This window comes from Bacillus sp. SH7-1 (assembly GCF_008042405.1).
Taxonomy (GTDB): Bacteria; Bacillota; Bacilli; order Bacillales; family Bacillaceae_G; genus Bacillus_A; species Bacillus_A thuringiensis_N.
The window spans coordinates 20,974-44,240 of the sequence record NZ_QNUD01000016.1 but is presented as its reverse complement, the minus strand read 5'-3'; the positions used below and the strand labels follow the sequence as shown (position 1 = coordinate 44,240).

The window sequence follows — 23,267 nt, the reverse complement described above, 5'->3', positions numbered from 1 at the left end:
GAATGATCGATGCAAAGCAATTAAACAGCTTAGCGTTAGCATATATGGGTGATGCGGTATATGAACAATATATCCGCTATCACCTACTTCAAAAAGGGAAAGTTCGTCCTAATCAATTGCATAGATTAGGGACGAGCTTCGTTTCGGCAAAAGCACAGGCGAAAGTTGTTTATCATTTATTAGAGACAGCATTTTTAACTGAGGAAGAAGAAGCGGTACTAAGAAGAGGGCGTAATGCAAATTCAGGTACTGTTCCGAAAAATACGGATGTACAAACATATCGACATAGTACAGCCTTTGAAGCGCTAATTGGCTATCATCACTTATTAAATAATCGTGAAAGATTAGACGAAATTGTGTATAAGGCAATTGCTGTTTTAGAAGAAAAGGAAGGGAGCACATCATCATGAGTAGTGAATATATTATCGGACGTAACCCTGTAATTGAAGCGTTACGATCAGGAAGAGATATTAATAAAATTTGGATTGCAGAAGGTGCTGCCAAAGGACAAGTACAAATTGTACTAGCACTAGCGAAAGAAAATAAGATTATTTTACAACATGCACCAAAAAAGAAATTAGATCAATTAGTTGAGGGGAACCATCAAGGAGTAATTGCTCAAGTGGCTGCCTACCAATATGCTGAGCTAGAAGATCTATTCAAGGTAGCAGAGAAGCGTAATGAAGATCCGTTCTTCTTAATTTTAGATGAAATTGAAGACCCGCATAATCTAGGTTCTATTATGCGTACTGCTGATGCAACAGGAGCTCATGGAATTATTATTCCGAAAAGAAGAGCTGTGGGACTTACAGCATCAGTTGCGAAAGCATCTACTGGAGCAATTGAATATATTCCTGTTGCACGCGTAACGAATTTATCTCGTACAATTGATGAATTAAAAGAACGTGGACTTTGGATTGCTGGTACAGATGCAAAGGGGAAAACGGATTACCGTAATTTAGATGGTAAAATGCCAATTGGATTAGTAATTGGAAGTGAAGGAAAAGGTATGAGTCGTATTATTGGTGAAAAATGTGATTTCCTAATCACTTTACCGATGGTTGGTAAAGTTACATCCTTAAATGCTTCAGTAGCCGCAAGTTTGTTAATGTATGAGGTATATCGTAAACGTAACGAAATTGGTAAATAAAAAATGAACGATATTTTAATCGTTGACGGTTACAACATTATTGGAGCTTGGGGAGATTTGAAGAAACTACGGGATGTAGATTTGCAATCATCAAGAGATGCATTGATTGATAAGATGGCGGATTACCAAGGTTATACAGGTACAAAGGTAATGATAGTCTTTGATGCTTATACAGTCCAAGGTATTGAAAAAAAGATGAAACAATCGCGTGTAGAAGTCATATTCACGAGGAAGAATCAAACTGCGGATGAAAAGATAGAGCAACTTGCGATTGAGCTTAGAAATATAAATACGCAAATATATGTTGCGACTTCTGATTATACGGAACAATGGGTTATATTTGCGCAAGGTGCCCTTCGGAAATCTGCACGTGAATTAGAGTTGGAAGTACAAGCGATGGAGCAACAAGTAAGAAGGCGTACACAAGACACAAAAGAAAAACAACCTGCCATGCGAAAGATATTTAGTAAAGATATTACAGAAAAGTTAGAAAAATTAAGAAGAGGAGAGCGTTGAAGCATTGACGCTCTTTATCTTTTTACTGTATAATATTGCTAAATAAATAGCGGTCGGAGGGATCAAGGTGGAAGTAGGCTTCGTAAGTGTAGGCGACGTTACATTTCGTGATTTAGAGGATGAGGCAATCGTTGAATTAGTTCGAAAAGGTAATACTGACGCTCTAGAATATTTGATTCACAAATATAAGAACTTTGTTCGCGCGAAATCAAGATCTTATTTCTTAGTGGGTGCCGATCGAGAAGATATTGTGCAAGAAGGTATGATTGGATTGTTTAAAGCGATTCGTGATTATAAAGAGGACAAGCTGTCTTCATTCAAAGCATTTGCTGAACTGTGTATCACTCGACAAATTATTACCGCTATTAAAACAGCAACCAGGCAAAAACATATTCCGTTAAATTCGTATGTGTCTTTAGATAAGCCGATTTATGATGAGGAATCTGATCGGACGTTATTAGATGTTATTTCGGAAGCGAAGGTAACTGATCCTGAAGAAATGATTATAAGTCAGGAAGAATATACAGACATAGAATCTAAAATATCTGAATTATTAAGCGATTTAGAAAGAAAAGTGCTTTCTTTATATCTAGACGGTCGTTCTTATCAAGAGATTTCGGAACAGTTAAATAGGCATGTGAAATCTATTGATAATGCTTTACAGAGGGTGAAGCGGAAATTGGAACGATATATGGAAATGAGAGAGAGTACCACTTTAAATTCATAACAAGTGCTACAGGTGTAAAAAATCACCTGTTTTCTTTTTGCAGAGAGTACAAAAGGCATGTCATTGACATTGTCTTTTGTTGTATGATACATTTTTAGGGACATAATGTTACAAGGTTGGTGTAACTAATGAGGAAAAAAGTTGTACTCTCATGTGAAGAGTGTAAAAATCGAAACTACTCTACGATGAAAGATACGAGCTCGGTAGAGCGACTTGAAATAAAGAAATTCTGTAAAACATGCAATCAGCATACAGTTCACAAGGAAACAAAATAAATAATTGAAATAATACACTGGAGGTCCCGTAGATGCGTTTAACGAACTTTTTCGGCGATGTAGGTCGCGAAATGAAAAAAGTAAGTTGGCCTAAAAAAGATGAATTACTCCGTTCAACAGCGACTGTTATCGCTACAGTTGTCTTCTTTGCGATTTTCTTCGCAGTGGTTGATATGGGCATTTCTTCTTTAATTCGGTTAATTCTTGGTTAATTCTTGAATAAGAAGCACTTATCCATGATATAATGTTATTTATAAGAACTGTGTAAAAGCCCGGTGAACGGGTTTTTTCATTTGCGCAAAAAAATGTACGTCAGGGAGGGAAGGACGCTCGTCCTAAATGAATGGAAAAAAGTTGGTATGTTGTCCATACTTATTCTGGATATGAAAATAAAGTAAAAGCAAACCTAGAGAAACGTGTAGAATCAATGGGTATGCAAGATAAAATTTTCCGTGTTGTTGTCCCGGAAGAAGTAGAAGTAGAAATGAAAAACGGTAAAGAAAAATTAATGAAAAGAAAAGTGTTCCCAGGTTATGTATTAGTAGAATTAATCATGACTGATGACTCTTGGTATGTTGTACGTAACACGCCAGGTGTAACTGGGTTCGTTGGTTCTTCTGGTTCTGGATCTAAACCATCACCTCTATTAGAAGAGGAAGTTGTTACCATTATGAAACATATGGGAATGGACAACGAAGTGGTTGATTTCGACTTTGAACTTCATGAGACAGTACGTGTAAATGAGGGACCATTCGCAGATTATACAGGTGCTATCGAAGAAATTGATGTGGAGAAGAAAAAGGTTAGCGTGCTTGTGGACATGTTTGGTCGCGAGACTCCAGTTGAACTTGACTTCCATCAAATTGAAAAATTATAAAATGAAACTTGAAATGATTTGTAAAAAGTGATAATATCTTTTAAGTCAGTACGTCTTCGTTATCGGAGACGTTTTTTGAAAGATTTTATCCTTACAGATAAAATATGACGTGGGAGGGCAAATCACTGTCCAATTGACCACATCACGGACTTAAGGAGGTGTGTCTCGTGGCTAAAAAGGTAATTAAAATGGTAAAACTTCAAATTCCTGCAGGTAAAGCTAACCCAGCTCCACCAGTTGGTCCAGCATTAGGACAAGCAGGTGTTAACATCATGGGCTTCTGTAAAGAGTTTAACGCTCGTACAGCAGATCAAGCTGGTCTTATCATCCCTGTTGAAATTACGGTATTTGAGGACCGTTCATTCACTTTCATTACTAAAACTCCTCCTGCTGCTGTTCTTCTTAAGAAAGTAGCTGGTATTGAGTCTGGTTCTGGTGAACCAAACCGTAATAAAGTGGCAACTGTTAAGCGTGATAAAGTACGCGAAATCGCTGAAACTAAAATGCCTGACCTAAACGCTGCTAGCGTAGAAGCTGCAATGCGTATGGTTGAAGGTACTGCACGCAGTATGGGCATCGTTATCGAAGACTAATTCGATTTGTTTTTAAAAAAGGTTGCGGGTCTGGAATTCCAATTCGCAACCTTTATTATCGTAAATGATTATCGTTTTTAAATAAATGGATGGCGCGCATCCTCAGGTTATACCTGAAAATAAGCGTAAACGTGGGAGGTTATTCCGCTAAAACCACATTCGAGGAGGAAATAAAAATGGCTAAAAGAGGTAAAAAGTACGTAGAAGCTGCAAAGCTTGTTGATCGTGCAACTGCTTACTCTGCAACAGAAGCAGTAGAATTAGTAAAGAAAACAAACACAGCTAAATTTGATGCAACTGTAGAAGTAGCATTCCGTTTAGGTGTTGACCCTAAGAAAGCTGACCAACAAATCCGTGGTGCAGTTGTTCTTCCGCACGGTACTGGTAAAGTACAACGTGTATTAGTATTCGCTAAAGGTGAAAAAGCTAAAGAAGCTGAAGCTGCTGGAGCTGACTTCGTAGGTGATGCTGATTACATCGGTAAAATCCAACAAGGTTGGTTCGATTTTGATGTAGTAGTAGCAACTCCTGACATGATGGGTGAAGTTGGTAAACTTGGTCGCGTATTAGGACCTAAAGGTTTAATGCCAAACCCTAAAACTGGAACAGTTACTTTCGATGTAACTAAAGCTGTTAACGAAATCAAAGCTGGTAAAGTTGAATACCGCGTTGATAAAGCTGGTAACATCCACGTTCCAATCGGTAAAGTATCTTTCGAAGATGCTAAATTAGTAGAAAACTTCAGCACAATCGCTGACACTTTACAAAAAGTTAAGCCAGCTGCTGCAAAAGGTACTTACATGAAGAACGTAACAGTTGCTTCTACAATGGGACCTGGCGTACGTGTAGACGTTTCTACATTAGCGTAAATTTTGGAAGTTGACTTCATAAAGAAGTTTTTATATAATCATTTATGTTGTGAATTTAATTAGTGTACCGTAGACAGTAGGTGTCAATAGACTTAATTTCCTACCTAGGTGTTAATATACGAAACGGAATTTTTTTCTGTGACTATATGCCTCCATGTCTACAAGTTGGGCATGGAGGTTTTTAGTGCACTTTCGGTACATCTTCTATATAATCTACAGGAGGTGTAATAACATGAGCAAAGTAATCGAAACTAAACAACAAGTTGTAACTGAAATCGCGGACAAACTTCGCGCTAGTAAATCTACAATCGTTGTTGACTACCGTGGTTTAACAGTTTCTGAAGCAACAGAATTACGTAAAAACTTACGTGAAGCTGGCGTTGAGTTCAAAGTTTACAAAAACTCTCTAACTCGTCGTGCTGCAGAATCTGCTGAAATGGCTGAGTTAAATGAATTCTTAACAGGACCAAACGCAATCGCGTTCAGTAACGAAGATGTAGTTGCTCCTGCGAAAGTATTAAACGACTTCGCTAAAGATCATGAAGCTTTAGAAATTAAAGCGGGCGTAATCGAAGGTAAACTTGTAACACTTGATGAGGTTAAAGCTATCGCTACTCTTCCATCACGTGAAGGCTTACTTTCTATGCTTCTTAGCGTTCTTCAAGCTCCAATCCGTAACCTTGCACTTGCTACTAAAGCAGTTGCAGACCAAAAGGAAGAGCAAGGCGCTTAATTTTTTAAAAGATAATTACGTATTATCGATAAAACAATACAAACCTATTTAAGGGAGGATATTTACAATGACTAAAGAACAAATCATTGAAGCAGTTAAATCTATGACTGTATTAGAACTTAACGACTTAGTAAAAGCTATCGAGGAAGAATTCGGCGTAACTGCTGCTGCTCCTGTAGCTGTTGCTGGTGGCGCTGGAGAAGCTGCTGCTGAGAAAACTGAATTTGATGTGGAACTAACTAGCGCTGGTGCACAAAAAATCAAAGTTATCAAAGTTGTTCGTGAAATCACTGGTCTTGGCTTAAAAGAAGCTAAAGAATTAGTTGACAACACTCCAAAAGTAATCAAAGAAGCTGCTGCTAAAGAAGAAGCTGAAGAAATCAAAGCTAAACTTGAAGAAGTTGGCGCTGCTGTAGAAGTTAAGTAATTAACTTTTGATGCTTTAAAAAAAGCTCGCTCTCATGCGAGCTTTTTTTTTAACTGTAAAGAAAAGAGGTGGCCATATGGCAGACCATTATTTTTCTAACGACCCTTCTAGTAAAAGTGATCGTAAGCGATGGGAATTTGCACTTCGTGGATCTCAATTTACTTTCTTATCTGACCGTGGGGTGTTCTCGAAAAACGAAGTGGACTTTGGTTCTCGTCTTTTAATTGAAGCGTTTCAAGTGCCGGATATTAAAGGTGATATATTAGACGTAGGTTGTGGATATGGACCAATTGGTTTATCGTTGGCGAAAGAGTTTCAAGACCGTAAAGTTCACATGGTGGATGTGAATGAAAGGGCACTTGAGCTTGCGAAAGAAAATGCCGCTAACAATAGAATTGGAAATGTACACATTTTTCAAAGTAGCGTCTATGAAAATGTAGATGGTATGTATGCTGCTATTCTATCTAATCCTCCAATTCGTGCGGGTAAAGATATCGTGCATGAGATTTTAGAAAAGGCTGTAGAGTATTTAGTTCCAGGTGGAGAGTTGTGGATTGTTATTCAAAAGAAGCAAGGTGCACCATCTGCACTGAAGAAACTAGAAGAAGTATTTTCTGAAGTCGAAGTTGTAGAAAAGAAAAAAGGATATTATATCATAAAATCAAAAAAACGTTGACGGTTATTTTTGGCTATGTTAACATTATACAATGCCAATATATGATTTTCTGCGTTGAGAAAGATGTATATTTTTGTTTCTCTTGGAAAAGATAGTAAAATCAGCAGATTATGAAACAGAATGATGGTTTTCTTCTAGAAGCCATTTTTCTTTTTTGAGCAGGTAGAAAGACTCAACGTATTTATCTTTAAGAGAAAAAAACTACGCTAATAGCAGTAGTTGTATTTATTTGTGATTTTGCACAAATTTTTTTGTGCATTTATAATACTCATGATTTGAGGGGTGAAGCAGTTGACAGGTCAACTAGTTCAATACGGACGCCACCGCCAACGAAGAAGTTATGCCCGTATTAGTGAAGTATTAGAGTTACCAAATCTTATCGAAATTCAAACCTCTTCTTATCAGTGGTTTCTTGATGAGGGTTTGCGAGAAATGTTCCAAGACATTTCTCCGATTGAAGACTTTACGGGAAATCTATCGCTTGAATTTATCGACTACAGCTTAGGTGAACCTAAATACTCTGTAGACGAATGCAAAGAGCGTGATGTGACGTATGCAGCACCGCTTCGTGTAAAAGTGCGTCTAATCAACAAGGAAACTGGTGAAGTAAAAGAACAAGATGTGTTCATGGGAGATTTCCCACTCATGACAGAGACTGGAACATTCGTAATTAACGGTGCAGAACGTGTTATCGTTTCCCAGTTAGTTCGCTCTCCAAGCGTATACTATAGTGGCAAAGTGGATAAAAACGGAAAACGTGGTTTTACTGCTACTGTAATTCCAAACCGCGGAGCTTGGTTAGAGTATGAGACAGATGCTAAGGATGTTGTATATGTGCGTATTGACCGTACGCGTAAACTTCCTGTAACTGTTTTGTTACGCGCATTAGGGTTTGGCTCTGATCAAGAAATCACCGAGCTTTTAGGTGATAACGAATACTTAAGCAACACATTAGAAAAAGACAACACAGATAGCACAGAAAAAGCATTGCTTGAAATTTATGAGCGTCTACGCCCTGGTGAACCACCAACAGTAGAAAATGCAAAGAGCTTACTTGTGTCTCGTTTCTTCGATCCAAAGCGCTACGATTTAGCAAATGTAGGTCGCTATAAGATCAACAAGAAGTTACACATTAAAAACAGATTGTTTAACCAACGTTTAGCTGAAACATTAGTGGATCCAGAAACTGGTGAAATTTTAGCGGCAGAAGGCACAATCTTAGATCGTCGTACACTTGATCGCATTTTACCTTACTTAGAGAAAAACATTGGATTCAAAACAGCGAAACCAATGGGTGGAGTGGTAGAAGGCGATGTTGAGCTGCAATCTATTAAGATTTATGCTCCTGAGTCAGAAGGCGAACGTGTAATTAATGTAATTGGTAATGCAAATATTACTCGTGATGTAAAACACATCACACCAGGCGATATCCTTGCTTCTATCAGTTACTTCTTCAACCTACTGTATAAAGTAGGAGATACAGATGATATCGACCACTTAGGAAACCGTCGTCTGCGTTCTGTTGGAGAACTATTACAAAATCAATTCCGTATCGGTCTTTCTCGTATGGAACGTGTTGTTCGTGAGAGAATGTCGATCCAAGATACGAATGCAATTACACCACAGGCACTAATTAATATTCGTCCTGTTATTGCATCTATTAAAGAGTTCTTCGGAAGTTCTCAGTTATCTCAGTTCATGGACCAAACAAACCCATTAGCAGAGTTAACTCACAAACGAAGACTATCTGCATTAGGACCTGGTGGTTTAACGCGTGAGCGCGCAGGCTTTGAAGTACGTGACGTTCACTACTCTCACTATGGTCGTATGTGTCCGATTGAAACACCAGAGGGACCAAACATCGGTTTGATTAACTCATTATCTTCGTTCGCGAAAGTAAATGAGTTTGGTTTCATTGAAACTCCATACCGTCGTGTTGACCCAGAAACTGGTCTTGTAACAGGGCAGGTTGATTATTTAACAGCAGATGAAGAAGATAATTATGTTGTAGCCCAAGCGAATATGAAGTTATCTGAAGAAGGAGAATTCCTTAGTGAAGATATCGTAGCTCGTTTCCGTGGTGAAAACATTGTCACAAATAAAGAACGCATCGACTACATGGATGTATCTCCAAAACAAGTAGTGTCGGCAGCGACAGCTTGTATTCCGTTCTTAGAAAACGATGACTCTAACCGCGCACTTATGGGAGCGAACATGCAACGTCAGGCGGTTCCGTTAATGAATCCGGAATCTCCGATTGTAGGTACAGGTATGGAGTACGTTTCAGCAAAAGACTCAGGTGCTGCAGTAATCTGTAAACACCCTGGTGTTGTTGAGCGCGTAGAAGCACGTGAAGTTTGGGTACGTCGCTATGTAGAAGTTGACGGTCAAACAGTAAAAGGCGACTTAGATCGCTACAAAATGCAAAAATTCATTCGTTCTAACCAAGGAACTTGCTACAACCAACGTCCAATCGTAAGTGTTGGAAATGAAGTTGTAAAAGGTGAAATCCTTGCGGATGGTCCTTCTATGGAATTAGGTGAACTAGCACTTGGACGTAACGTGCTTGTTGGCTTCATGACTTGGGACGGTTATAACTATGAGGATGCGATCATTATGAGTGAGCGCCTTGTAAAAGATGATGTGTACACTTCTATTCATATTGAAGAATATGAATCAGAAGCTCGTGATACGAAGCTTGGACCAGAAGAAATTACACGTGACATTCCGAACGTTGGGGAAGATGCATTACGCAACCTTGACGAGCGTGGTATTATCCGCGTTGGTGCTGAAGTAAAAGATGGAGACCTACTTGTTGGTAAAGTAACACCTAAGGGTGTAACGGAATTAACAGCAGAAGAACGTCTATTACATGCAATCTTCGGTGAAAAAGCACGTGAAGTACGTGATACATCACTACGTGTACCACACGGTGGTGGCGGTATTATCTTAGACGTAAAAGTATTCAACCGTGAAGATGGCGATGAATTGCCACCAGGCGTGAATCAACTTGTACGTGCATATATCGTTCAAAAACGTAAAATTTCTGAAGGTGACAAGATGGCCGGACGTCACGGTAACAAAGGTGTTATCTCTCGTATTTTACCAGAAGAAGATATGCCTTACTTACCAGATGGTACGCCAATCGATATCATGTTAAACCCATTAGGGGTACCATCTCGTATGAATATCGGTCAGGTATTAGAGCTTCATCTAGGTATGGCAGCAAGATACCTTGGCATTCACATTGCAACACCAGTATTCGATGGTGCTCGTGAGGAAGATGTTTGGGGCACAATTGAAGAAGCTGGTATGGCAAATGACGCGAAAACAATCCTGTATGACGGACGTACTGGTGAACCATTCGATAACCGCGTATCTGTTGGTGTCATGTATATGATCAAACTTGCGCACATGGTTGACGATAAACTTCATGCTCGTTCTACTGGACCATACTCACTTGTAACGCAGCAGCCTCTTGGAGGTAAAGCTCAGTTCGGTGGACAGCGTTTCGGTGAGATGGAGGTTTGGGCACTTGAAGCTTACGGTGCTGCTTATACTCTTCAAGAAATCTTAACAGTGAAGTCTGATGATGTTGTTGGACGTGTTAAGACGTACGAAGCAATTGTTAAAGGCGAAAATGTTCCAGAACCAGGCGTTCCTGAATCATTCAAAGTATTGATTAAAGAGCTGCAAAGTTTAGGTATGGACGTTAAAATGATGTCTAGCGACGATACAGAGATTGAAATGCGTGATACGGAAGATGACGATGATCATCAATCAGCAGATAAATTGAATGTCGAAGTTGAGACAACTAAGGAATAATTGGGATAACCTGTAGACTAAAAGGGAGGTAGGCCCCTTGATAGATGTAAATAACTTTGAATATATGAAGATTGGACTTGCTTCACCTGACAAGATTCGTTCTTGGTCATACGGTGAAGTTAAGAAACCAGAAACAATTAACTATCGTACGTTAAAGCCTGAAAAAGATGGCTTGTTCTGTGAGCGTATTTTCGGACCACAAAAGGACTGGGAATGTCATTGCGGAAAATACAAACGTGTACGTTATAAAGGTGTAGTTTGTGATCGATGTGGCGTTGAAGTAACGCGTGCAAAGGTTCGTCGTGAACGTATGGGTCATATCGAATTAGCTGCTCCTGTATCTCATATTTGGTATTTCAAAGGTATCCCGAGCCGCATGGGACTTGTCTTAGACATGTCCCCTCGCGCGCTTGAAGAAGTAATTTATTTCGCTTCTTATGTTGTAACAGAAAGTGGAGATACGCCACTTGATAAGAAGCAATTACTTTCTGAAAAAGAATACCGTGCATATCGTGATCGATATGGTAGCACATTCCAAGCTGCTATGGGTGCAGAAGCGATTAAAAAGCTACTACAAGACATCGATTTAGATAAAGAAGTAGACTTCTTAAAAGAAGAATTAAAAACAGCACAAGGACAACGCCGTACTCGTGCTATTAAACGTCTAGAAGTATTAGAAGCATTCCGTAACTCTGGAAATCACCCATCTTGGATGATCCTAGATGTTCTTCCAGTTATCCCACCAGAACTACGCCCAATGGTACAGTTGGACGGTGGACGTTTTGCTACTTCTGACTTAAACGACTTATACCGTCGTGTAATTAACCGTAATAATCGTTTAAAACGTCTATTGGACTTAGGTGCACCAAGCATCATCGTTCAAAACGAAAAACGTATGTTACAAGAAGCTGTAGACGCATTAATCGATAATGGTCGCCGTGGCCGTCCAGTAACTGGACCAGGTAACCGTCCATTAAAATCACTATCTCACATGCTTAAAGGTAAACAAGGACGTTTCCGTCAAAACTTATTAGGTAAACGTGTTGACTACTCTGGCCGTTCTGTAATCGTTGTAGGACCGAACTTAAAGATGTACCAATGTGGATTACCGAAAGAAATGGCGCTTGAACTGTTCAAACCTTTCGTAATGAAAGAGTTAGTTGAAAAAGGATTAGCACACAACATTAAGAGTGCGAAACGTAAAATCGAGCGTGTACAACCTGAAGTTTGGGACGTTTTAGAATCTGTGATTAAAGAACATCCAGTACTTCTAAACCGCGCACCAACACTTCACCGTCTTGGTATTCAGGCGTTTGAACCTACATTAGTAGAAGGTCGCGCAATCCGTCTTCACCCACTTGTATGTACTGCATACAACGCGGACTTTGACGGTGACCAAATGGCCGTTCACGTACCTTTATCATCAGAAGCACAAGCTGAAGCTCGTCTTCTTATGTTAGCGGCACAAAACATCTTGAACCCGAAAGACGGTAAACCAGTTGTTACTCCATCTCAGGATATGGTATTAGGTAACTACTACTTAACACTTGAGCGTGAAGGCGCAATCGGTGAAGGTATGGTCTTCAAAGATGCAAACGAAGCATTACTTGCATACCAAAATGGATATGTGCATCTTCATACACGTGTTGCAGTAGCTGCAAGTGCAGTAAACAACGCGACATTTACTGAAGAGCAAAAGAGTATGCTTCTATTAACAACAGTTGGTAAATTAATATTTAACGAAATCTTACCAGAGTCGTTCCCTTATATTAACGAGCCAACAAATTCAAACCTTGAAAAAGAAACACCGGCGAAATATTTCGTTGAAAAAGGTGCGAACATTAAAGAAATTATTGCTAGTCGCGAAGAAGTGGCGCCATTCAGCAAGAAAATCCTTGGTAACATCATTGCGGAAGTGTTTAAACGTTTCAAAATTACAGAAACGTCTCGCATGCTTGACCGTATGAAAAACTTAGGATTCAAGTACTCTACAAAAGCTGGTATTACAGTTGGGGTATCTGACATTCTTGTATTAGGCGAAAAAGATGAAATTCTCCACGAAGCACAAGCAAAAGTAGATAATGTAATTAAACAATTCCGTCGCGGTTTAATCACGGAAGAAGAACGTTACGATCGCGTTATCTCTATTTGGAGTAATGCAAAAGATGTTATCCAAGGAAAACTGATGAAGTCCTTGAATAAACGCAACCCAATCTTCATGATGAGTGATTCCGGTGCCCGTGGTAACGCATCGAACTTTACTCAGCTTGCTGGTATGCGTGGTCTGATGGCCAATCCATCTGGTCGTATCATTGAACTTCCAATCAAATCAAGTTTCCGTGAAGGTTTAACAGTACTTGAGTACTTCATCTCTACGCATGGTGCGCGTAAAGGTCTTGCCGATACAGCACTAAAAACTGCCGATTCTGGTTACTTAACACGTCGTCTTGTTGACGTTGCACAAGATGTAATCGTTCGTGAAGATGATTGTGGAACAGATCGCGGTTTATTAATTGGTGCGATTAAAGAGGGTAATGAAGTTATTGAGTCATTATATGATCGTCTTGTTGGGCGTTTTGCAAGAAAAACTGTAAAACATCCTGAAACAGGTGAAGTATTAGTTGCTGAAAATCAATTAATTACTGAAGATATCGCTCATATCGTTGAAAATTCGGGTGTTGAAACTGTAAACATTCGTTCAGCGTTTACGTGTAACACTCGCCATGGTGTATGTAAGAAGTGTTACGGTCGTAACTTAGCAACTGGAACAGACGTAGAAGTAGGGGAAGCGGTAGGTATTATCGCAGCTCAATCTATCGGTGAGCCAGGTACACAGTTAACGATGCGTACGTTCCATACAGGTGGGGTTGCCGGAGATGATATCACTCAAGGTTTACCTCGTATCCAAGAGATCTTCGAAGCTCGTAATCCGAAAGGTCAGGCAGTTATCAGTGAAATCGACGGTGTTATCGCAGCGATCAACGATGTTAAAGATCGCCAAGAAGTAGTTGTACAGGGTGAAGTTGAAGCTCGTACGTACGCTATTCCTTACGGTGCTCGTCTGAAAGTAACTCCAGGGCAGCAAATTAGCCACGGTAAAGAGTTAACAGAAGGTTCTATTGATCCGAAAGAATTACTAAAAGTAACGGACATTACGGCGGTTCAAGAGTACTTATTACGTGAAGTTCAAAAAGTATACCGTATGCAAGGGGTAGAAATTGGTGACAAACACGTAGAAGTAATGGTACGTCAAATGTTACGTAAAGTTCGTGTAAGTGATGCAGGTGAAACAGATGTATTACCAGGAACATTACTAGATATCCATCAGTTTACTGATGCGAATGCGAAGGTGTTACTGCAAGGTAAACAACCAGCAACAGCTAGACCTGTTCTACTTGGTATTACAAAAGCTTCACTTGAAACAGATTCATTCTTATCTGCAGCATCGTTCCAAGAAACAACTCGTGTCTTAACTGATGCAGCAATTAAGGGTAAACGCGATGAGCTTCTAGGATTGAAAGAAAATGTTATTATCGGTAAACTTGTTCCTGCTGGAACAGGTATGAATCGTTATCGCAAAGTGGATCTTGTTAAAACAACACAAGATGACATGAATGTAGAAAACGATGAAGTTTATGTGGAACAGTAAAATTTTCCGTCGTAAATTTTGTATAAAAACAGTTAATCCTAGTTGACATTGTATGAGTCAAAATGTTACTATAATCAAGGTTGCTCCTGAACGATGCTTTGGAGGATATTTATATGTCTTATCAAAAAGTGTCAAATGCTGAAAATGTAGTCGTTGGTCATAAACGCACATTGGAAGCAATCAAAAATGGTATAGTTAAAGAAGTTGTCATTGCGGAAGATGCTGATATGCGGTTAACCCATATTATCATTCGTACTGCTTTGCAACATAACATACCCATAACTAAAGTTGAATCAGTTCGTAAGCTTGGAAAAGTTTCGGGGATTCAAGTGGGAGCTTCAGCAATAGGAATAATAAGTTAAAACTGTTTTTGTGAGGAGAGAGCATTTGCTCTCCCTTGCAAAAACTTTGTTTTCAACTAATAATGAACCACCTGGATATGTGGTCATACAAACATGCGAAGGGAGGATAATCAAATGCCTACTATTAACCAATTAGTGAGAAATGGTCGTACTGATAAAGTATGGAAATCTAAATCACCTGCGTTAAACAAAGGATTTAACTCTTTAAAGAAAAAATCAACTGATATCTCTGCACCTCAAAAACGTGGTGTATGTACTCGTGTTGGTACAATGACTCCAAAGAAACCTAACTCAGCGTTACGTAAATACGCTCGTGTACGTTTAACAAATGGTATCGAGGTTACAGCTTACATCCCAGGTATCGGTCATAACCTACAAGAGCATAGCGTAGTATTAATTCGCGGTGGTCGTGTAAAGGATTTACCGGGGGTACGTTACCACATCGTTCGTGGTGCGCTTGACACAGCTGGTGTTGACAAACGTATGCAAGGACGTTCTAAATATGGTACTAAGAGACCAAAACCTGCTAAAAAATAATAACTTTAAAATGAAAGGAGGAACTCAATATGCCTCGTAAAGGTCCTGTTGCGAAACGTGACGTGTTACCAGATCCAATGTACAATTCGAAGCTAGTAACACGCCTTATCAACAAAATGATGGTTGACGGTAAAAAAGGTAAATCTCAAACAATTCTTTATAATGCGTTCGATATCGTAAACGAACGTTCTGGTAAAGAACCAATGGAAGTATTCGAGCAAGCTCTTAAGAACATTATGCCTGTTCTTGAAGTACGCGCTCGTCGTGTTGGTGGTGCTAACTACCAAGTTCCAGTTGAGGTTCGTCCAGAACGCCGTACAACTTTAGGTCTTCGTTGGTTAGTAAACTACGCTCGTCTTCGTGGTGAAAAAACTATGGAAGAGCGTCTTGCTAACGAAATCTTAGATGCAGCTAACAATGCTGGTGCATCTGTTAAGAAACGTGAAGACACTCATAAAATGGCAGAAGCTAACAAAGCATTTGCTCATTACCGTTGGTAGGATTCAACGTAAAATAAATGTAAGCATAAACCGCTTTATTTGTCGCTTATGGAAGTGTGGAGAGGGAGAATGCCTCTCCCTTTCGTTGGGCGCTCGTTTTACATAATGAGGGTACTGGACATACTGACATGTGTAACAATATAAAGTGGCTTTTTTGCTACTTAAAATAAAAAAATCCAATCCATATATGGAAGGAGCAAGACACCAAATGGCAAGAGAGTTCTCTTTAGAAAACACTCGTAATATTGGTATCATGGCTCACATCGATGCTGGTAAAACAACAGCAACTGAGCGTATTCTGTATTACACAGGACGTATTCATAAAATCGGTGAAACTCACGAAGGTGCATCTCAGATGGACTGGATGGAGCAAGAGCAAGAGCGTGGTATCACAATTACTTCTGCTGCAACTACAGCACAATGGAAAGGTCATCGTGTAAACATCATTGACACTCCAGGTCACGTAGACTTCACAGTAGAAGTAGAACGTTCTTTACGCGTACTTGATGGCGCGGTAGCAGTACTTGATGCACAATCTGGTGTAGAACCACAAACAGAAACTGTTTGGCGTCAGGCTACTACTTACGGCGTACCTCGTATCGTATTCGTTAACAAAATGGATAAAATCGGTGCAGACTTCTTATACTCTGTAGGAACAATCCACGATCGTTTACAAGCAAACGCACACCCAATTCAGTTACCAATCGGTGCTGAAGATGAGTTCAATGGTATCATTGACCTTGTTGAAGAATGTGCTTACATGTACGGTAACGATTTAGGAACAGACATTCAACGTGTTGAAATTCCTGAAGAGCACAAAGAATTAGCTGAAGAATACCGTGGAAAGCTTATTGAAGCGGTAGCTGAGCTTGATGAAGAAATGATGATGAAGTACCTAGAAGGTGAAGAAATCACTGTAGAAGAGCTTAAAGCTGGTATCCGTAAGGCTACAACTTCTGTAGAATTCTTCCCAGTAATCTGTGGTTCTGCATTCAAAAATAAAGGTGTTCAAATTCTGTTAGACGCAGTTATCGACTACCTACCATCTCCATTAGACGTACCTGCTATTAAAGGTACTCTTCCGGATACAGATGAAGAAGTAGAACGTAAGTCTAGCGATGAAGAACCATTCGCAGCTTTAGCATTCAAAATCATGACTGACCCTTATGTTGGTAAGTTAACGTTCTTCCGTGTGTACTCTGGTGTGTTAAACTCTGGATCATACGTGAAAAACTCAACTAAAGGTAAGCGTGAGCGTGTAGGTCGTATCCTACAAATGCACGCTAACAGCCGTGAAGAGATCTCAACAGTTTACGCTGGTGATATCGCTGCTGCTGTAGGTTTAAAAGATACTACTACTGGTGATACTCTTTGTGACGAGAAGAGCCTTGTTATCCTTGAGTCTATGGAATTCCCAGAGCCAGTTATCTCTGTAGCTATCGAACCAAAATCAAAAGCTGACCAAGATAAAATGGGTACAGCATTATCTAAGCTTTCTGAAGAAGATCCAACATTCCGTGCTCACACTGACCAAGAAACTGGCCAAACAATCATCGCTGGTATGGGTGAACTTCACCTTGATATCATCGTTGACCGTATGCGCCGTGAATTCAAAGTTGAAGCAAACGTTGGTGCTCCTCAGGTAGCATACCGTGAGACTTTCCGCGCTGCTGCGAAAGTTGAAGGTAAGTTCGCTCGTCAATCTGGTGGACGTGGACAATTCGGACACGTTTGGATTGAGTTTGAACCTAACGAAGAAGGTAAAGGATTCGAATTCGAAAACAAGATCGTCGGTGGTGTAGTTCCTCGTGAATACATCCCAGCTGTTGGAGCAGGTCTTGAAGATGCACTTAAAAATGGTGTACTAGCTGGTTATCCACTAGTTGACATTAAAGCTGCATTAGTTGACGGATCTTACCATGATGTCGATTCATCTGAGATGGCGTTCAAAATCGCTGCATCTATGGCACTTAAAGCTGCGGTTTCTAAATGTAGCCCAGTAATTCTTGAGCCAATGATGAAAGTTGAAGTTGTAATTCCTGAAGAGTACATGGGTGACATTATGGGTGACGTAACATCTCGTCGTGGACGTGTAGAAGGTATGGAAGCTCGCGGTAACGCTCAAGTTGTTCGCGCTATGGTTCCACTTTCTGAAATGTTCGGTTATGCAACGTCATTACGTTCTAATACTCAAGGACGCGGAACATTCTCAATGACATTTGATCATTATGAAGAAGTACCAAAGTCTGTTTCAGAAGAAATTATTAAAAAAAATAAAGGTGAATAATTGATTTTTATCGATTGTTCAAGTATAACTACTTATGTAAGCTTAGAAAGTGGGACGCAAGTTTCACTTTCTAGACTAAATATAAAATAACCTATATAAACTAAGGAGGAATTTAGAATGGCTAAAGCTAAATTCGAACGTTCTAAACCCCATGTTAACATCGGTACAATCGGCCACGTTGACCATGGTAAAACTACATTAACTGCTGCGATCACTACAGTTCTTGCAAAAGCTGGTGGTGCTGAAGCACGCGGATACGATCAAATCGATGCTGCTCCAGAAGAAAGAGAGCGCGGTATCACAATCTCAACTGCACACGTTGAGTACGAAACTGAAACTCGTCACTATGCACACGTTGACTGCCCAGGTCACGCTGACTATGTTAAAAACATGATCACTGGTGCTGCTCAAATGGACGGCGGTATCTTAGTAGTATCTGCTGCTGATGGCCCAATGCCTCAAACACGTGAGCACATCCTTCTTTCTCGTCAAGTAGGTGTTCCTTACATCGTTGTATTCTTAAACAAATGCGACATGGTAGACGACGAAGAATTATTAGAATTAGTAGAAATGGAAGTTCGCGACCTATTATCTGAATACGGATTCCCAGGCGATGACATTCCTGTAATCAAAGGTTCTGCTCTTAAAGCTCTTCAAGGAGAAGCTGATTGGGAAGCAAAAATCATTGAATTAATGGCTGAAGTTGATGCTTACATCCCAACTCCAGAACGTGAAACTGACAAACCATTCTTAATGCCTGTAGAGGATGTATTCTCTATCACAGGTCGTGGTACAGTTGCTACTGGTCGTGTTGAGCGCGGTATCGTTAAAGTTGGTGACGTAGTAGAAATCATCGGTCTTGCTGAAGAAAATGCTTCTACAACTGTAACTGGTGTAGAGATGTTCCGTAAACTTCTTGACCAAGCTCAAGCTGGAGACAACATCGGTGCTTTACTTCGTGGGGTTGCTCGTGAAGACATCCAACGTGGACAAGTACTTGCAAAAAGCGGTTCTGTAAAAGCTCACGCTAAATTCAAAGCTGAAGTTTTCGTATTATCTAAAGAAGAAGGTGGACGTCACACTCCATTCTTCGCTAACTACCGTCCTCAGTTCTACTTCCGTACAACTGACGTAACTGGTATCATCCAATTACCAGAAGGTACTGAAATGGTAATGCCTGGTGACAACATCGAAATGACTATCGAACTTATCGCTCCAATCGCTATCGAAGAGGGAACTAAATTCTCTATTCGTGAAGGTGGACGTACAGTAGGTTACGGTGTAGTTGCTACTATCGTTGAGTAATCTTAACTGATATAAAAAACCCCGAGGGATTTTTCCCTCGGGGTTTTTGTTTGCCATTGTCACGCTTTAATGAGCGGGCCTTAATGGTTCAATTAATAATCATTGGGGGGATGAACAAAACCCTAATGATCAAAGTTTTACTTTATATAATGAATGAATTATATTTTTATGCTTTGACGAGTTTCTTCTATAGTATATAAAAAAGCAATGAAAATAAATCCAGAAACTGTAAAATGAATTCTGGTAGATGAAAACTTGAAATTCTTTAAAGTGCCATGTATAATAGCAAAAGTAGAGAAAAGCAGATGCAAACAAAAAGATGCTTGCATCTAGACGAATAACATTGTATAATAAACAATGTTGGTCTTTGACTGCGATGAAGTGGAAGGTTGCTGACACACCCGGCCGCTTTGCCATGGCATGGTGTGGGGAAATTTCCATGGAGAAGGTCTATTTTAGAAATAGGCGAACGAAGGAGGGAAAATAATGGCAAAAGAAAAAATTCGTATCCGTTTAAAAGCTTACGATCACCGTATTCTTGATCAGTCAGCTGAGAAAATTGTAGAAACAGCTAAGCGTTCTGGGGCAACAGTTTCTGGTCCGATCCCATTACCAACTGAGAAGACTGTTTACACAATTCTTCGTGCTGTTCATAAGTACAAAGATTCTCGTGAGCAATTCGAAATGCGCACGCACAAACGTCTAATCGACATCGTGAGTCCTACTCCGCAAACAGTAGATTCATTAATGCGTTTAGACTTACCATCTGGTGTAGATATCGAAATCAAACTATAATTTATATAACTTAAAAATGTAGGAGGTGTAACTCATGACCAAAGGAATCTTAGGAAGAAAGATCGGTATGACTCAAGTATTTGCTGAGAACGGTGAGTTAATCCCAGTAACAGTTATCGCTGCTAATCCAAACGTTGTTCTTCAAAAGAAAACAACTGAAACTGATGGCTACAATGCAATCCAGTTAGGATTTGAAGATAAACGTGAAAAGTTAACTAACAAACCTGAACAAGGCCACACTGCCAAAGCATCTACAACTCCTAAGCGCTTCATTCGCGAAATCCGCGATGCAGACGTGGACGGATTAGAGGTTGGTCAAGAGGTAAAAGTTGACGTATTCGCTACAGGTGAAATCGTTGATGTAACAGGAATTTCTAAAGGTAAAGGTTTCCAAGGTGTTATCAAACGCCACGGACAATCTCGCGGACCTATGTCTCATGGTTCTCGCTATCACCGTCGTCCAGGTTCAATGGGCCCCGTTGCTCCGAACCGTGTATTCAAAGGCAAAAAACTTGCTGGACGTATGGGTGGAGACCAAGTTACTATCCAAAACTTAGAAATCGTTCAAGTTGACACTGAGCGCAACTTATTATTAGTAAAAGGTAACGTTCCAGGTGCTAAGAAATCTCTTGTAGTTGTTCAAGGCGCTGTGAAGGTTAGCAAATAATTCACAATAGGAAGGAGGAATTCCAATGCCAAAAGTTACTGTATATAACCAAACTGGTTCACAGGTTGGTGAAATCGAATTAGCTGAAGCTATTTTCGGTATCGAACCAAATGAAGCTGTACTTTTCGAAGCTGTAATGATGCAACGTGCATCTTTACGTCAAGGTACACACAAAGTAAAAACTCGCTCTGAAGTTCGCGGTGGTGGTCGTAAACCATGGCGTCAAAAAGGAACTGGACGTGCTCGTCAAGGGTCTATCCGCTCTCCTCAATGGCGTGGTGGTGGTACGGTATTCGGACCTACACCAAGAAGCTATGCGTACAAACTTCCTAAGAAAGTTCGTCGTTTAGCAATTAAATCTGCATTAGCTACTAAAGTAGTTGAGAACAACATTGTAGTTCTTGAAGACCTAGTGTTAAATGCACCAAAAACAAAAGACATGCTAGCAGTACTTAAAGGATTAACTGTTGAGAAGAAAGCTCTTATCGTAACTGCTGATGCAAACGAATCTGTAGAGTTATCTGCTCGCAATATCCCTGGAGTAACAGTAATCACTGCTGATGGCGTAAACGTTTTAGACGTGCTTCATCATGATAAGCTAATCATGACAAAAGCGGCAGTGGAAAAAGTAGAGGAGGTGCTTGCATAATGAGAGATCCTCGTGATATCATTAAGCGCCCAGTTATCACTGAACGTTCTATGGAAATGATGGCTGAAAAAAAATACACGTTCGATGTGGACGTTAAATCTAATAAAACAGAAGTTAAAGATGCTCTTGAAGCGATCTTTGGTGTTAAAGTAGAAAAAGTGAACATCATGAACTACAAGCCGAAAGCAAAACGCGTTGGTCGTCACGCTGGTTTTACTAGCCGTCGTCGTAAAGCAATCGTTAAGCTAACTGCTGACAGCAAAGAAATCGAAATCTTCCAAGGCGTTTAATTCTTACTAAAGAAGGAGGGAAATTGAGATGGGAATTAAAAAGTATAATCCAACTACTAACGGTCGTCGTAATATGACTACGAATGATTTCGCTGAAATCACGACTGACAGACCCGAAAAGTCATTACTTGCTCCTTTAAGCAAGAAGGCTGGTCGTAATAACCAAGGTAAAATTACTGTACGTCATCAAGGTGGCGGACATAAGCGTCAATACCGTATCATCGACTTTAAGCGTAACAAAGATGGAATTCCAGGACGCGTTGCTACGATCGAATACGATCCAAACCGCTCTGCGAATATCGCATTAATTAACTACGTTGACGGTGAAAAACGTTACATTCTTGCTCCTAAATCTTTAGAAGTAGGTATGGAAGTTATGTCTGGCCCAGAAGCTGACATTAAAATCGGTAACGCATTACCATTAATCAATATTCCAGTAGGTACTGTTGTTCATAACATCGAGCTTAAGCCTGGTCGTGGCGGACAATTAGTTCGTTCTGCTGGTACATCTGCTCAAGTACTTGGTAAAGAAGGTAAATACGTACTTGTACGTTTAACTTCTGGTGAAGTACGTCTTGTATTATCTGCTTGTCGCGCTTCAATCGGTCAAGTAGGTAACGAACAACACGAACTTATCAAAATCGGTAAAGCAGGTCGCTCTCGCTGGTTAGGTAAACGCCCAACAGTTCGTGGTTCTGTAATGAACCCGGTTGATCACCCACACGGTGGTGGTGAAGGACGTTCTCCAATCGGACGTAAGTCTCCAATGTCTCCATGGGGTAAACCAACTCTTGGATTCAAGACTCGTAAGAAAAACAAAGCGTCTGACAAATTCATCGTTCGTCGTCGTAAAAAATAATGGGATTGTAGTACGGTTCATTTCTAGAACCGTACGCCAATCACGAAGGGAGGCACCAAAATGGCTCGTAGCTTAAAAAAAGGACCATTTGTCGATGATCACTTAATGAGCAAAATGGAAAAATTAGTTGCATCTGAGCAAAAACAAGTTGTTAAAACTTGGTCTCGCCGTTCAACAATCTTCCCTCAGTTCATCGGACACACAATCGCTGTATATGATGGTCGTAAACACGTACCTGTGTACATCACTGAGGATATGGTTGGCCATAAGTTAGGTGAATTCGCACCAACTCGTACGTATAAAGGTCACCTTGCTGACGATAAGAAAACTAGAAGATAATGAGAGGAGGCACTTCAATGCAAGCTAAAGCAGTAGCGAGAACAGTTCGTATTGCTCCTCGTAAAGTTCGTTTAGTAGTAGACTTAATCCGAGGTAAGCAAGTGGGTGAAGCGATTGCTATCCTTAACCACACACCAAAAACTGCTTCTCCAGTTGTAGAGAAAGTTTTAAAATCTGCAATCGCAAATGCAGAGCACAATTATGAGATGGATATTAACAACCTAGTTGTTGAAAAAGTTTTCGTTGACGAAGGTCCAACGTTAAAACGTTTCCGTCCACGTGCAATGGGTCGTGCAAGCCAAATTAACAAACGCACAAGCCACATCACAGTTGTGGTATCAGAAAAGAAGGAGGGATAAT

Annotated in this window: 26 protein-coding genes and 1 other annotated feature; all 26 genes read left to right on the top strand. The window is 40.1% G+C overall.

All coding sequences use genetic code 11. The features are described from left to right. The first annotated feature begins 2 nt into the window (after positions 1–2). The 26 genes from DN390_RS15795 to rplV all read left to right on the top strand — a co-directional run bounded on the left by DN390_RS15795 (position 3) and on the right by rplV (position 23,266). The gene (locus DN390_RS15795; RefSeq protein ID WP_097949120.1) at positions 3–410 is read left to right on the top strand and encodes a Mini-ribonuclease 3; all 408 of its coding nucleotides are present in this window, start codon (positions 3–5) and stop codon (positions 408–410) included. Further along, positions 407–1,150 (top strand): 23S rRNA (guanosine(2251)-2'-O)-methyltransferase RlmB, encoded by a 744-nt coding sequence (rlmB, locus tag DN390_RS15790; RefSeq protein WP_000093759.1) that lies wholly within the window; start codon positions 407–409, stop codon positions 1,148–1,150. Before DN390_RS15795 ends, rlmB begins: the two co-directional genes overlap by 4 nt. A 3-nt stretch (positions 1,151–1,153) precedes the next feature. After that, positions 1,154–1,666, top strand: coding sequence for an NYN domain-containing protein (locus tag DN390_RS15785; protein ID WP_000997888.1), 513 nt, complete (start codon positions 1,154–1,156; stop codon positions 1,664–1,666). A 67-nt stretch (positions 1,667–1,733) separates the two neighbouring features. Next, positions 1,734–2,393, top strand: coding sequence for an RNA polymerase factor sigma-70 (locus DN390_RS15780; RefSeq protein ID WP_098151008.1), 660 nt, complete (start codon positions 1,734–1,736; stop codon positions 2,391–2,393). Between the two features lie 128 nt (positions 2,394–2,521). Then, entirely contained in the window at positions 2,522–2,668 is a 147-nt protein-coding gene (gene rpmG, locus DN390_RS15775) for a 50S ribosomal protein L33 (protein ID WP_002070160.1), read from the top strand. A 32-nt stretch (positions 2,669–2,700) separates the two neighbouring features. Then, entirely contained in the window at positions 2,701–2,880 is a 180-nt protein-coding gene (secE, locus tag DN390_RS15770) for a preprotein translocase subunit SecE (RefSeq protein ID WP_001241321.1), read from the top strand. A gap of 131 nt (positions 2,881–3,011) precedes the next feature. Next, positions 3,012–3,545: a transcription termination/antitermination protein NusG gene (nusG, locus tag DN390_RS15765; protein ID WP_000415794.1), complete on the top strand. Its 534-nt coding sequence runs from the start codon at positions 3,012–3,014 to the stop codon at positions 3,543–3,545. A gap of 167 nt (positions 3,546–3,712) precedes the next feature. Beyond that, positions 3,713–4,138: a 50S ribosomal protein L11 gene (rplK, locus tag DN390_RS15760; RefSeq protein ID WP_001085872.1), complete on the top strand. Its 426-nt coding sequence runs from the start codon at positions 3,713–3,715 to the stop codon at positions 4,136–4,138. A 176-nt stretch (positions 4,139–4,314) separates the two neighbouring features. Continuing rightward, positions 4,315–5,007, top strand: a complete 693-nt coding sequence (gene rplA / locus DN390_RS15755) for a 50S ribosomal protein L1 (RefSeq protein ID WP_002070162.1) — start codon at positions 4,315–4,317, stop codon at positions 5,005–5,007. A gap of 49 nt (positions 5,008–5,056) precedes the next feature. After that, positions 5,057–5,200: a sequence feature (ribosomal protein L10 leader region), on the top strand. Between the two features lie 39 nt (positions 5,201–5,239). Then, a complete protein-coding gene (gene rplJ, locus DN390_RS15750) occupies positions 5,240–5,740 on the top strand; it encodes a 50S ribosomal protein L10 (RefSeq protein ID WP_029439120.1) in 501 nt (166 codons plus the stop codon). Between the two features lie 67 nt (positions 5,741–5,807). Next, the gene (gene rplL, locus DN390_RS15745) at positions 5,808–6,167 is read left to right on the top strand and encodes a 50S ribosomal protein L7/L12 (protein ID WP_000159736.1); all 360 of its coding nucleotides are present in this window, start codon (positions 5,808–5,810) and stop codon (positions 6,165–6,167) included. A 76-nt stretch (positions 6,168–6,243) separates the two neighbouring features. Further along, the gene (locus DN390_RS15740) at positions 6,244–6,843 is read left to right on the top strand and encodes a class I SAM-dependent methyltransferase (RefSeq protein WP_060629207.1); all 600 of its coding nucleotides are present in this window, start codon (positions 6,244–6,246) and stop codon (positions 6,841–6,843) included. A 291-nt stretch (positions 6,844–7,134) separates the two neighbouring features. Then, entirely contained in the window at positions 7,135–10,668 is a 3,534-nt protein-coding gene (gene rpoB / locus DN390_RS15735) for a DNA-directed RNA polymerase subunit beta (protein WP_060629208.1), read from the top strand. 37 nt (positions 10,669–10,705) lie between these two features. After that, the gene (rpoC, locus tag DN390_RS15730) at positions 10,706–14,317 is read left to right on the top strand and encodes a DNA-directed RNA polymerase subunit beta' (RefSeq protein WP_060629209.1); all 3,612 of its coding nucleotides are present in this window, start codon (positions 10,706–10,708) and stop codon (positions 14,315–14,317) included. A gap of 113 nt (positions 14,318–14,430) precedes the next feature. Then, the gene (locus DN390_RS15725; protein WP_097949121.1) at positions 14,431–14,679 is read left to right on the top strand and encodes a ribosomal L7Ae/L30e/S12e/Gadd45 family protein; all 249 of its coding nucleotides are present in this window, start codon (positions 14,431–14,433) and stop codon (positions 14,677–14,679) included. A 114-nt stretch (positions 14,680–14,793) separates the two neighbouring features. Continuing rightward, positions 14,794–15,216, top strand: coding sequence for a 30S ribosomal protein S12 (gene rpsL / locus DN390_RS15720; protein WP_001142341.1), 423 nt, complete (start codon positions 14,794–14,796; stop codon positions 15,214–15,216). A 29-nt stretch (positions 15,217–15,245) separates the two neighbouring features. Further along, positions 15,246–15,716 (top strand): 30S ribosomal protein S7, encoded by a 471-nt coding sequence (rpsG, locus tag DN390_RS15715; RefSeq protein WP_060629210.1) that lies wholly within the window; start codon positions 15,246–15,248, stop codon positions 15,714–15,716. 208 nt (positions 15,717–15,924) lie between these two features. Continuing rightward, entirely contained in the window at positions 15,925–18,003 is a 2,079-nt protein-coding gene (gene fusA, locus DN390_RS15710) for an elongation factor G (protein ID WP_060629211.1), read from the top strand. A 117-nt stretch (positions 18,004–18,120) separates the two neighbouring features. Continuing rightward, a complete protein-coding gene (tuf, locus tag DN390_RS15705) occupies positions 18,121–19,308 on the top strand; it encodes an elongation factor Tu (protein WP_001029614.1) in 1,188 nt (395 codons plus the stop codon). Between the two features lie 486 nt (positions 19,309–19,794). Continuing rightward, entirely contained in the window at positions 19,795–20,103 is a 309-nt protein-coding gene (gene rpsJ, locus DN390_RS15695) for a 30S ribosomal protein S10 (RefSeq protein ID WP_001040596.1), read from the top strand. Between the two features lie 34 nt (positions 20,104–20,137). Continuing rightward, a complete protein-coding gene (gene rplC, locus DN390_RS15690) occupies positions 20,138–20,770 on the top strand; it encodes a 50S ribosomal protein L3 (RefSeq protein WP_000160207.1) in 633 nt (210 codons plus the stop codon). Between the two features lie 25 nt (positions 20,771–20,795). Next, on the top strand, positions 20,796–21,419 hold the full coding sequence (gene rplD / locus DN390_RS15685) for a 50S ribosomal protein L4 (protein WP_001127258.1): 624 nt from the start codon (positions 20,796–20,798) through the stop codon (positions 21,417–21,419). Beyond that, a complete protein-coding gene (gene rplW, locus DN390_RS15680; RefSeq protein ID WP_001205558.1) occupies positions 21,419–21,709 on the top strand; it encodes a 50S ribosomal protein L23 in 291 nt (96 codons plus the stop codon). Before rplD ends, rplW begins: the two co-directional genes overlap by 1 nt. A 28-nt stretch (positions 21,710–21,737) precedes the next feature. Beyond that, the gene (rplB, locus tag DN390_RS15675) at positions 21,738–22,568 is read left to right on the top strand and encodes a 50S ribosomal protein L2 (RefSeq protein ID WP_000511583.1); all 831 of its coding nucleotides are present in this window, start codon (positions 21,738–21,740) and stop codon (positions 22,566–22,568) included. Positions 22,569–22,628: 60 nt separating this feature from the next. After that, positions 22,629–22,907, top strand: coding sequence for a 30S ribosomal protein S19 (gene rpsS, locus DN390_RS15670; protein ID WP_000124454.1), 279 nt, complete (start codon positions 22,629–22,631; stop codon positions 22,905–22,907). Between the two features lie 17 nt (positions 22,908–22,924). Then, positions 22,925–23,266, top strand: a complete 342-nt coding sequence (gene rplV / locus DN390_RS15665; protein ID WP_001148024.1) for a 50S ribosomal protein L22 — start codon at positions 22,925–22,927, stop codon at positions 23,264–23,266. Position 23,267: the final 1 nt, after the last annotated feature.